General features: G+C 39.7%; 10 protein-coding genes. 6 read left to right on the forward strand and 4 right to left on the reverse strand.

All coding sequences use genetic code 11. The features are described 5' to 3' along the window. Positions 1-102: 102 nt before the first annotated feature. Positions 103-1407: a uracil/xanthine transporter gene (locus tag AC25Y5_RS17060; RefSeq protein WP_488141342.1), complete on the reverse strand. Its 1305-nt coding sequence runs from the start codon at positions 1405-1407 to the stop codon at positions 103-105. A 384-nt stretch (positions 1408-1791) separates the two neighbouring features. Between AC25Y5_RS17060 and AC25Y5_RS17065 the strand changes: the two genes are divergently transcribed. After that, positions 1792-2406 (forward strand): class I SAM-dependent methyltransferase, encoded by a 615-nt coding sequence (locus AC25Y5_RS17065; protein ID WP_488141343.1) that lies wholly within the window; start codon positions 1792-1794, stop codon positions 2404-2406. Positions 2407-2460: 54 nt separating this feature from the next. Here AC25Y5_RS17065 and AC25Y5_RS17070 read toward each other — a convergent pair whose 3' ends face one another. After that, complete coding sequence (locus tag AC25Y5_RS17070; protein WP_488141344.1) at positions 2461-4899, reverse strand: sensor domain-containing protein; 2439 nt, start codon at positions 4897-4899, stop codon at positions 2461-2463. A 152-nt stretch (positions 4900-5051) separates the two neighbouring features. Beyond that, the gene (locus tag AC25Y5_RS17075; protein WP_488141345.1) at positions 5052-6992 is read right to left on the reverse strand and encodes a GTP-binding protein; all 1941 of its coding nucleotides are present in this window, start codon (positions 6990-6992) and stop codon (positions 5052-5054) included. A gap of 120 nt (positions 6993-7112) precedes the next feature. On the opposite strand from AC25Y5_RS17075, the gene AC25Y5_RS17080 reads away from it, so the two are divergent. The 4 genes from AC25Y5_RS17080 (at position 7113) to AC25Y5_RS17095 (ending at position 10571) form a co-directional block, all read left to right on the forward strand. Continuing rightward, on the forward strand, positions 7113-7289 hold the full coding sequence (locus AC25Y5_RS17080; protein ID WP_482102649.1) for a hypothetical protein: 177 nt from the start codon (positions 7113-7115) through the stop codon (positions 7287-7289). 628 nt (positions 7290-7917) lie between these two features. Continuing rightward, positions 7918-8331: a DUF1761 domain-containing protein gene (locus AC25Y5_RS17085; RefSeq protein WP_488141346.1), complete on the forward strand. Its 414-nt coding sequence runs from the start codon at positions 7918-7920 to the stop codon at positions 8329-8331. A 44-nt stretch (positions 8332-8375) separates the two neighbouring features. Then, a complete protein-coding gene (locus AC25Y5_RS17090) occupies positions 8376-9224 on the forward strand; it encodes a class I SAM-dependent methyltransferase (protein ID WP_488141347.1) in 849 nt (282 codons plus the stop codon). Positions 9225-9314: 90 nt separating this feature from the next. Continuing rightward, a complete protein-coding gene (locus tag AC25Y5_RS17095) occupies positions 9315-10571 on the forward strand; it encodes an MFS transporter (protein WP_488141348.1) in 1257 nt (418 codons plus the stop codon). 59 nt (positions 10572-10630) lie between these two features. Here the strand turns inward: AC25Y5_RS17095 and AC25Y5_RS17100 are convergent, their stop codons facing one another. Further along, positions 10631-11263, reverse strand: coding sequence for a CBS domain-containing protein (locus AC25Y5_RS17100; protein ID WP_488141349.1), 633 nt, complete (start codon positions 11261-11263; stop codon positions 10631-10633). Positions 11264-11485: 222 nt separating this feature from the next. On the opposite strand from AC25Y5_RS17100, the gene AC25Y5_RS17105 reads away from it, so the two are divergent. After that, entirely contained in the window at positions 11486-12130 is a 645-nt protein-coding gene (locus tag AC25Y5_RS17105; RefSeq protein WP_482102654.1) for a LytTR family DNA-binding domain-containing protein, read from the forward strand. Positions 12131-12251: the final 121 nt, after the last annotated feature.

Here is a 12251-nt window from a genome sequence, read left to right on the forward strand (position 1 = left end):
GCCCTGAGACTGGATGCGAAGCGCTAATCCAGGCTCATGGCGAAAGGCATCCCCAAAGCGCAAAGCGGTCTACAATGTACACTCTGAATCACAACTCCTTCATTAATGTTGGCTATTAGCCCTTTGGCTGAGATAATACAACAACTCCATAAAGAGTGCGGTTAGAATCCCCATAAGCATCCCGTTTGAGAGGATTGGTCGCGCCAGTAGTGGAATTGTTGTAAAAACGGTTGCGGGGAGTGACATGATTGACAGTCCCAGTAACGCAGGAATTGCAATGCGGTAGACGGTTTTCGGCTCAAATGTCAGGCCCTCGATATTACGGATTGCTGAACGGAACAGCTGGATATAGGCTACAAAGAGCACTGTATTTCCGACACTTTGTGGAATGGTTGAAAAAAATGTACTAAGCATTGGATTCATCCCCAGAAGAATGAATAGAGCAGAACCTATAAAAAATGGTGCCTTGTCACGGATTCCTGACGACTGTAAAAAACCTAATGAAGACGTATAGGGTGCATAAGGAACGAGTCCAAGAACACCTGAAGCAGTTGAAAACAGTCCTGTTAGTAGGAAAGAGGACCGATATTGTTTTGGCGTCGTTTCTTTTTCGAAAATATCTTCTGCCCCTTTTAATGTGGCTATTGTATTTGTTGTGTTTAATAGTCCAGTGATAATAACAGTAATCACTATGCCCCATTCGAACGTAGTGGGGGAACCCCATGGAAACCAAGTGAGGAAAGGTGTCGTGTTAATTGTTTCTGTGGCCTCCACTGGAAATAGAATAACAGCACCAATCCAACCGACCGACATCCCAATGAGAAGGTTCAAACTGCTGATGATCCCTTTTCCTAATACATGAATCAGAATCGTAAGTGTAGCGAGGAGAAACGAAAAAACTGCAACTTTTACATCGATAGAGTCTCCTGTATTTAGACCAATCATTCCTTTTAAGAAAACAGTAATAAGCTGATTGGCTAACAACAGAAGGAAAACAAACATCACTACAGGTGTAAACCATTTTTTTAGGACTTCCCCGATGCCGAGCATTCCAAGAAGGGCAATGATTACACCAGAAATCATGACTCCAATTGCAATACTACCGCCAACCGTTGTAAGTTCTAGATTCATTGTACTAGCGGTTGCAGCCAGACTTAAAATGACGCCCCACCAAAGACCCGATTGGCCCTCCATTATTGCTAAGCGATGCCCGAAGAGTCCCTGCAGAAGACAGGCTACTCCTGTAAAAATGAAAGAACGCTGAATAGCTGATACAATTTCAACAGACTCCAGCTGAAAAGCACTGCCAACTGAGATTGGAATGACCACCGTATTAGCGAACATAAAGAAAAGCCATTGAAATCCAGCTAACACAGTGACAGACATTCGTAATTGTTTTGTGTCCAATTTACCCACCGCTCCTTAACAAGAAAACGTCTTCTATTCTAATACCTAAATTTTAAGACGCATAGATAAAGGCGAGTATACCATTACCAGTTAACTAATAATACAGTTAGTTGAACCGAGAAAGAGAATTCAATCAACAGTACCATTACCTTGACTGGTATTGATAAAAACGTTAAAACAGAACTATACCGTTTTTATCGAAAATGCGACTATGTTAATAACAATGCGTAAATCATAATACCAGGCCAAGTTTGTTTAACGAAAAAAGGTTGAGTGCTTGTGAAAATATGCTGAATAAACAATGAAAACAAAGACTTTTAAAGTTATCAGGGTTATTTTCTTATGTTTTGTTACAATGTATGTAAACAGGCGGGAGGACTTCTTATGTATGATAAAAAATGCGATCGATCGCTACGTATTAATACCGTTGGCACCCGGGAATGGTTGCATCAGTCCTCTCATTATAACCGATACGAAGCGACACCTTATGATGCCTTGGATCAGTTTTTTCAAGTCTATGAACTGACGAAATCGGATAGCGTTGTAGATTTTGGATGTGGCAAAGGCAGACTGCCTTTTTACATACATAATCGATTTGATGTTTCAGTGACGGGGATTGAAATGAGTGGGCAGCTGTATACAGAAGCGCTTGAAAATCAGGCGAGTTACATGAAAAAGGTTAAGCGGACAAATGCATCTATCTATTTTGAACGCTGTCTAGCAGAGGAGTACGAGGTCGACGCGGGAGATAATCGGTTTTATTTCTTCAATCCATTTTCGATTCAAATCTTCATGAAAGTCGTTGATAATATTCTTCTTTCTGTCGAAAAGAATCAGCGGTCTGTAGATATCATCCTTTATTATCCCACTAGTGATTATATTGAATTCCTTGAAAATAATACTCCCTTTGAACTCATTAAGGGAGTAAAAGTATCCGGTATGCGCGAGAAAGATCCCAATGAACTTTTTCTGGTGTTGCGTTTCGGGACAGACAAATGAAAGAAAACCCGCATTCATAGCAGTTGAATGCGGGTTTTCTTGTCATCAATCAGATTATTTCATTGGATTTAAATTCGACATCGTGAATAGGGTAGTGACTTGCTCCTTGAGCAGCGGCCTGTAATAATAGTAGCCTTGTACTTCATCGCAATCCAAGTCTTTTAAAAAACGTGCTTGTTCCTCCGTTTCAACGCCTTCTGCAATAACTTTTAAATTCAAGTTTTTTGCCAGACTGATGATGGTTTTTACAATGGCTCTGTTGCTTGTACTCGTACCTTGTACAAATACCTGATCAATTTTCAAATGGGTAATCGGAAAATTACTAATATAACTAAGTGATGAGAATCCCGTCCCGAAATCATCGATGCTGATATTGATGCCGATTTTTCTAAGCTGATAGAGCGTTTTCTGACAGTTCAGAGCGTCTGATGTCATACTTTCTGTTATTTCCAAGTTTAGATAGTGCGGCTGTAGCCCTGTTTGGACAAGTGTTTCTTCTACTTGCTTGGCAAAATTGGTTTGCATGAACTGGATAAATGAAACATTGACACTGATCTGTAACTTCGGGAAATCAGTTTCTTGCCACTTCTTAGTCTGTGCACACGCTGTTTCGAGCACCCATTGGCCGATTGGGACAATCAAACCAGTCTCTTCTGCAATCGGAATAAAGTCAGCGGGTGAAATAATGCCTTTCGATGGATGATGCCACCGGATAAGAGCTTCCAATCCGGTTATTTCACCTGTGTTGATATCGATTTGCGGTTGATAATAGAGCAGGAACTGATTTCTTTTTAGTGCATGTCGTAGTTCCATCTCCAGTGTCATTTTTTCGACTATGTCACGATGTAAGTCCTCCGTGAAAAATTGATAATTATTTTTCCCTTTTTCTTTTGCAAGGTACATTGCTGAATCAGCATTTCTAGTTAAGGACTCATAATCATGTCCATCTTTCGGAAAAGTACTGATGCCGATGCTTGAAGTGACATACAGTTCAATGTTCTCAAGAGTCAGCGGGTGTGTTAGTTCATCCACGATTCGTGCTGCTATCGTATCCGCTTCCGATTGCTGGCAGGAAGGAAGTAAAATGATATACTCATCTCCGCCATGGCGTGCTACAAAGTCATTTTTTCGAACAGATTTCAGTAATCTTTGTCCTACGGCTATTAGCAGTTGATCTCCGATTGGATGACCCATAGAGTCATTCACATTCTTAAAGCGGTCAAGGTCGATAAACATAATTGTGAATTGGGTATTTTCTTTCTGGGCTTGCGTAATCTCTTCATTCACTTTTTTTTGAAAAAGTCTCCTGTTTGGCAAACCCGTCAGATGATCATAAAATGCCATATGTTCAACAAGTTTTTCTGCTTCTTTACGTTCGGAAATATCAGTGGCAGTACCTACCACTTCAACGACCTTCTCGTCTACAGAAATCGGTGACAAATAAACTAGAAAAGTATAGCCATAGAGAAGCAATTCAAATTGAACAGCTTTACCTTCCATCCCTCTCGTTAGATCACGGACTATCTGAGCAAGTTCCTTTTTTGAAAAAGAAGATTCCACTTTGCGCAAATTGATTTTTTCCACAGTAATGCCGAGCTCTTGTGCAATCTTACCCTCCATAAGTGTGAATAGGATTTTGCCTTTGTCATCGTATGTATACTTGAAAATTGCATTTTGTAGGTTTTTTACAGTCTGGCGGAAATCATTTTTTAAAGCAATTTCAAGTGATTGCTCCGCTTCTTTTCTAGCAGTGATATCTGATCGGATGGCGATGTATTGATAAGGTACTCCTTTATTATTAAGAAGGGGGACAATTGTGGTGTTCACCCAATAGCTTTTTCCATCTTTTGATCGGTTTTTCACATCACCTGTCCAAATCTTTCCCTTTCCGATTGTCTGCCACATTTCTTTGAAGAAGCTTTTAGGGTGATGACCTGAGTTAACGATGCGGTGAGTTTGTCCAATTAGTTCTTCAAGTGGATACTGAGACAGTTCACAAAATTTATCATTTGCATAAGTGATCAACCCTTTTCGATCAGTGATGGCAACAATGGTAGATTGATTGAGTGCATTTTCGATATTATGAAAGTCTAACAGTGCTTTTTTATAATTATTATCCATCAGTACTTTGCTTGTAATGTCAATATCGAAAGAAATATACTGTATGATTTGGTCATTATCGCCAAGAACAGGGACGATGGTTGCTTGGATCCAGAATGGAGTTCCGTCTTTGGCGTGACTCTTTATTTTTTGATGTGATACTTTATGGTTCATTACTTCATTTTTTATTTCGATAAGGGTAGTCTCATCGGAGTAGTCGCTATTGAGAAATCCATATGTTTTCCCAATTAACTCTTCGGCCTGGTATTTTGTGATATCGCAAAAAATTTGATTCACATAAGTGATAAATCCGTTAGCATCTATAATTGAAACAGCAAAATTCTCCTCTAGTAGCAGAGAAACAGATGAGAGATTTTGAATTCTTGATAACATTATGTAATAGTTCCTTCCCATCCGTCATTTATTTTAATCAGCATTTTTAAGTGTGAAAGAATAGTCGTTCTCCACATAATTTTGATAATTATACAAGCTTTTCTATCATCTATCTATTAGGCATAACCCTATACTATTTCAATACTTTTACATTATAAACAATGCATGGCATTCTCCGCTTCATCCCACGGGACAGGATAGCCTTTCCCTTTCGCACAGAAAATAGAGGTGGATGAGTATTCGGGATCCGCCTCTTTATTATAACCAATTTCATCAATGATGTGTTTCTCATTATGACATTCATCATAGCCACCGAATAACAGACTTAATGTCCCTTTTCCATGCGTAAAAGAAGCTAAGGTGGTGCTGTAATTCATGAAAGTAGCGACGGGAACTCGTCCCTTCACAATCACCAATCCGTGTGTGGTTTCGGGTGGGTCAAAGCTGCCGGATGCCTGTTGAATATCTGACAATACGCGTCCCATATGATTCAGATCCACTTTTAGTCTGAAATTGTAATAAGGTTCCAGAAGCCTATTCTTGGCTTTCTCCAAGCCTTGCCGCAATGCACGGAAGGTCGCCTCTCTAAAATCGCCGCCAGACGTGTGCTCATTATGTCCACGTCCCGTCAGTAAGGTTAGTTTCACATCAGTGAGGGGAGAACCCGTTAGTAAGCCGTTATGATCCCGCTCGAATAAATGGCTACGTACTAAGTTTTGATGGCCAATCGAGAGGTCGTTGGCATGGCATACATTTTCAAATTGAATACCACTATTTCTTGCTCCTGGTTCAATTAAAAGATGTACTTCAGCGTAATGCTTCAAAGGTTCGAAATGGCCGTACCCTGTAACGATTGTTTCAATGGTTTCCTTATATAGTATTTTTGGATTTCCAAAAGAAACGTCAATGGAAAAACGTTCTTTGACAATTTGCTGAAGGACTTCGAGCTGGATGGTGCCCATGACATGGACGTGGATTTCTTGAAAGTGTTCGTCCCAAGTTACGGCTAGAGAAGGGTCTTCCGCATCCAATAAGTTGAAGCATTGTAGTACTTCTTTGACGTGGATGGAAGGATTGAAAATAACTTTCGATTTGAGGGTCGGAATCATATCGTATATCGATTTTTCTGCAAGCGTACCTATGCCGTCACCGATAGATGCCTGCGTCAATCCTGTAACGGCAAATAGTTCACCCGCATGAATCTGCTCAATTGTCTTAAACGTATTGCCATTATAGATACGAATTTGTGTTACTTTTTCGGTGGTATCACCATAGTTCACTACATCCCTAACACTTAGCGTGCCACTCAGGGATTTCAGGTATGTGACTCGATTGCCATTTATATCATGACGGATTTTATAAACGCGTGCAGCGAATTCACTGTCATCGTTGTAAGAAGTAGTGGTCAATAAATCGAGTTTCCTCCAAAAATCAAGAATACCGATGTCTTTTAGTGCTGAACCGCTGGAAACTGCAAAGACGCTGTTTTCTTTAATCATCGTTTGTAGCGTTTCAAGCCATAAGCTCAAATCATAACCGGAATTCATGTAGGTTTCCAGCAATTCTTCATCCCGCTCCGCTACAAATTCGATGAGTTCTTCTTGCATGATTCCTTCATTAAAAGAAGTCGTGAGATCACAAATGTCTTCCGATAGATTGGTCCGTATTTCATCTATGATGTTGTCGACGTTCGTTCCTTCACGATCGGTTTTATTGATGAAGAAAAATGTTGGGACTTGATGTTTTCGAAGCAGCTGCCACACAGTATCAGTATGGCCTTCCACGCCGTCGCTCGCGCTAATGATAATTATGGCGTAATCCATTACTTGAATGGCACGTTCCATCTCGGGAGAAAAGTCGACATGTCCGGGCGTATCGATAATCGTATACATGGAACCATTATAGGAGATAGATGCCTGATCTGCGAAAACAGTGATTCCTCTCTCTTTTTCAATGGCATGGTTATCGAGGAAGGCATCTTTGTGGTCCACGCGCCCTCTTTGTTTAATGTGATTTGTATGATAAAGCAGTTGTTCAGAAAAAGTTGTTTTTCCTGCGTCAACGTGTGCAAGTATACCGATTGTTTTATACATGATGTCGCTCCTGTCCGTTTCTTGCCTTTACCAGAAGTATAGCAAATCTGAATTGGGCGAATGACCTTAAAGAGGTGGTATACTGTAACTACAAATTTAGTGTGAAGGAGGAATCAGTTTATGAAATATTCAAAAGCGAAAATGGAGAAGCTTGTGAAGAATGATCCAGAGCTGTCAAAACGTCTGAAACAGATAATGGCAGAACTTGACTTGGAGAAAAGTTTCGCGTTGAAAGCGTTGTATCATGCAGATGTAAAAGACGGTGGCAATCATCAAAGAAATTATCAAGAGCTATAATGAGTTTAAAGCGTGTAGAGCGAAATATGGCTCTGGACGCTTTTTTAATTAAAGGATAATAAAACAGCTGATTTTCACTGGACTATTTCCGGCCCGCTTTCGGCGAATTAATCACGACAGTTTTACCGAGGGGCAGGTGTGGCTAGAAGTGACTGCGTCTCTTCTAGCCACACACTTTTCGGTTTTACTGTTGTGATTATTAGCCTGTCGCGTTCCTACAATATCTAAGTGAAAAATGCAGTTATTTTGGAAGAAAAGAATAGACAACTATCTATAAAGAGTGTAAGTGCCCGAAGATGCAATTTCGGGCACTCTAGCACGTTGTACTTTGTATTCCCTACTTATTAAGACATCTCGATAATGGTATAGAAGTCGCTCAATTCAAGCAATCCTACACGTAGTGCCAAGTGTGTGATCAAGTTATCTTTGTTCGATCAATAGGCATGATCATGTGATGAACAATTCAGTAGTTATTTTTAAATCCCTTTAATTTAGGTACGGTTAAATGATCTAGTTGAAAACAAAGGACATTTATACCTCTTAATAGAATACTAGTACAGAATAGACGGGCACAATAACTTAGTTCGTATCACATTTAAAAACAAAAAATATGAAGTAGGTGTGACAAATGGATTTTCAGCAATCATTAGATTCAATTAATTATTTTGCAGTGTTAGTAGCGGCGTTATCTGCGTTCATCATAGGTGGCCTGTGGTATTCTTTTTTGTTTGCAAAAGCTTGGATGGTTGAAAATAACTTTAATGAAGAAATGTTGAAGAATGGCAATATGGCAAAGGTTTTTGGAGGATCATTTATTTTTTCTTTAATCATATCATTTGTGTTGGCGTTGTTTTTAGGACCTGATAGTGACGCATTAATTGGCGCATTTACAGGGTTGATGATAGGGCTTTTTTGGGTTGCAACTGCAATGGGTATCACGTATTTGTTTGAAAGAAAGTCAATGAAACTGTTTTTCATTAATGCAGGATACCATGTTGTCACATTTACAATAATAGGCTTAATACTAGGCATGTGGAAGTAAGTGTGTTTTTTTACAAAAATGTTTACATAGAAAGAGGTGTGCATATGACAGAACACGCGATTACAACCATTGTTGACTGTATGGCGTCCAATGTGGATATGAAGGAAATCCAGCGAATTCAAACGGAGCATCGCCTTAAGCTTGTTGAATTCTGGGGTATCAAAGAGGGAAGTAGCGTTTTAGAAATTGGTTGTGGGCAAGGCGATACAACGGCCGCGTTGGCGTACGTTGTCGGGCAAGAAGGATTTGTCCATGGGGTAGATATTGCGTCTCCAGATTACGGCGCGCCGATAACGCTGGGTGATTCTGCTCGTTATTTACAGCAGTCGAAGCTAGGAAAACAGCTTAAAATGGAATTTAACGTTGATGTTTTATCAATGGAGAATGATTTTCCTGAAAATAGTTTTGACTATATTGTTTTCTCCCATTGTTCATGGTACTTAAAATCGATTGAGGAATTAGAAGGCATTTTGAAGAGGGTTAGAATATGGGGCAAGACGCTATGTTTTGCTGAATGGGATTCAAGGATTCAAATGATTGAACAATACCCGCATTTCTTAGCCGTGCTTATTCAATCCCAGTATGAATGTTTCAAAGAAAGTAGTCTTTCGAATATACGTACACTGTTTACGCCGACGGATGTTAAACGGGTTGTAGAAAACGTGGGCTGGACCGTTACAAATGAACAATCCATTCATTCACCTCAGCTGCAAGATGCGGAATGGGAAATCGCTATGACGGTAAATGATTTTAAAGAGGAAATTAATACCCTTGTTGATTTGCCTGACAAACTAAAGTCGCTCATTCAATCTGAAGTAATTTTGTTAGAAGAAGCACGAAAGAGTACTGCAGTTCAGCCGATGTCAACATACGTATTTATTGCAGAAAAGTAGGTTTACCCCAATTGTAAAATTTAGATTAATCATTATTTTTCAACCTTTCTTATTGTACACTGTACGTAAGGAGCGAAGGGGGATGATGGCATGAAGAAGTACAGCAAACAGGAGAATAGCTGGATTTTCTATGATTGGGCGAACTCGGCATATTCAATTATTATTACGACTGCGGTGTTTCCGCTTTATTATAAGGCGGTTGCTACGGATGCAGGCGTAAGTATGTCAAACTCTACCGCATATTTGGGGTATACGGTCGCCATTGCCACATTCATACTGGCAATGATTGGACCGCTGTTAGGAACGATTGCCGATTATGAAGGATTAAAGAAAAAGTTCTTCCTGTTCTTTTTCATGATGGGGACGGTAGCAACGGCTTCATTGGCGTTCGTTCCGGGCGATAACTGGCTTTGGTTATTAATTATTTACACCATCACCGCCGTCGGTTTTCACGGGTCGAATATATTTTACGATGCATTTTTAGTAGACGTTACGCCGGAAGAACGAATGAACAAAATATCTTCACGTGGTTTTGGACTCGGGTATATTGGGAGCACGATTCCGTTCATACTTAGTATTGCAATTATAATTCTGGCTCAACAAGAGCTAATCCCGCTGGCAACAGCCACGGCAAGTCGAATTGCTTTCGTTATTACGGCAATTTGGTGGGCTGTATTCACGATTCCTATGGTTAAAAATGTTCATCAAATTCATGGCATTAAACGTGAACCGAATCTAGTGGCGAGCGGTTTTAGGCGTCTAGGTGGCACATTCAAAGAAATACGCAAATACCGAACCGTTTTTTTATTTTTGTTGGCTTATTTCTTCTATATAGATGGGGTTGGGACGATTATTGCGATGTCGACGGCGTACGGAAGTGATTTGGGAATTAGTGCGACGAATCTGCTTATTATCCTGTTTGTCACACAAGTCGTTGCGGCGCCGTTTGCGATTCTCTACGGAAAACTGGCACAGAAATTCACCGGAAAAAAGATGTTATACGTAGGAATCTGTGTATATATCATCGTATGTATTTATGCATTTTTCATGAAAACGACGATGGATTTCTGGATATTGGCAATGCTCGTTGCAACTTCACAGGGCGGTATTCAAGCGCTTAGTCGTTCGTACTTTGCAAGGCTTGTTCCGAAAGAAAAGTCTAACGAGTTTTTCGGCTTCTATAATATTTTCGGCAAGTTTGCATCAGTTATGGGGCCTTTACTTGTAGGGGTGACTGCGCAGCTGACTGGAAGTTCTGCATACGGAGTGTTCAGTCTTGTTATTCTGTTCATCATTGGTTTGGCAATTCTATCACGTGTTCCAGAACCCGATTTAAAAGCCGTATAAAATAAATGAAAAACGACGTTCACTTCATAGAATGTGAACGTCGTTTTAAAATAGTGTACTTATTTGGCTTTTTCAATTTTATCGATTTGTAGAATACGGAATCCTTCTTTTTCAAGCTTTCCTTTTAATTTTTCGATTTCAGCATCCGTTTTGCCATCTTCAAGCGTAATGACAACTCGTCTAGCAAGGACAGAACCATTATCTAGTGTAAACATGCCTTCAATTAGTTCACCACGTAGTGTTTTCGTAAGTTTTTCAATCATACCCTTCGCTTCTGTTGAAGAAATTGTAAGATTGATTCCCCCTGTTTTTAAACCGAAAGCATCACCGAGGACGCTTTCCACTTTATTATGCGTTAAAATACCGACAAGTTTTCCATGTTCAACAACGCTTAGAAAAGGCAGTGCTTTAATTTTTATGAGTGCGCTTAAAAAGGAAGAGCGTTCAGTTATGAATGTTTCTTGGTGCATCAGCAAGTGATCAATCTTTTCGCTTTTATCACCATTTTCTTCATATAGATATTCAATCAAGTGTACCTTATAAATCATTCCTTTATAGTTGTCATCTTGGTCGACAACAGGAATGCATCTGTAGCCGCTTGCGTTAATCGCATCCAGTGCTTCCGCCACAGTTTGATTGATATTCACCGTAGATACTCCAAGTCTTTCCATCAGTAAGTCTCTAACGTGCATGTTTAATCCCCTCATTCCTAGGTTTATCTATTATCACAATTTTTAGTTTATGATAAATTTCATTATAATAGAGATATATAAAGTTGTACAATTAATTATACAGCAAAACCTATAGGGCATGATATACATTGACCACAAAAGCGGTATCAACCTACTTTACTAGACGAATCCAGTATAATAAAAGGAAAGAATCGTTATACGTGAATAAAGGGAGCTATGGAAATGGAAAAGTTAAGTCTTGGTGGACTACTAGATGTTATTGGTGAATTATTTTCTGATGAAATCTCGATTGCGGTGTCGAACACGGAAAAGTACCTTTACTATCTGCCCAGCAAACGAGTGGATTTAAAAATTAGACCGGGTGATCTATTGAAAGAAGGAACGATTGCATATAAGGCAATCTCTCAAAAACAGAAAGTATCTGAGTTTATCAACCGTGATGTGTTCGGCGTTCCTTATCATGGGATGGCTGTCCCGTTTTATAATGGTGAGGTGCTCGAAGGGTGTGTGACCGCAATTTATCCGGCTTACACGGACGGGAAATCTGTGGTAACGGTGAAAACGCATGATGGATGGATTCCTGTGCCTTTTACAGATGTGAAATACGTTGAAGTGAAAGATCGAAAAACGTATGTAGTGGCAGAAGGTTTTTTAGGCACTCATAAAAATACATTGCAAGAATTTGAATATTTATTGCCGCGTGATTCCTTTGTACGCTGTCATCGCTCCTTTATCGTCAATGTCCATCATATTAAAGGGATTTACCCTGACATGCACTCAACTTTTGTATTAGAAATGGATAACGGTACCAAGATTCCAGTCAGTCAAACGTATTCCAGTTACTTCCGCAAACTATTAGGGTTTTAACAAGGAGGAATGAAGGTCAATTCAGTATCTTGACGCAATCACACCGAGGCATGTTTGATTGATGCTGTTTCAGTCGGATATTTGAATGCCTTAACCTATTATTCTCTTTCCAAACCATAAA

This window comes from Sporosarcina sp. Y1011 (assembly GCF_057669885.1).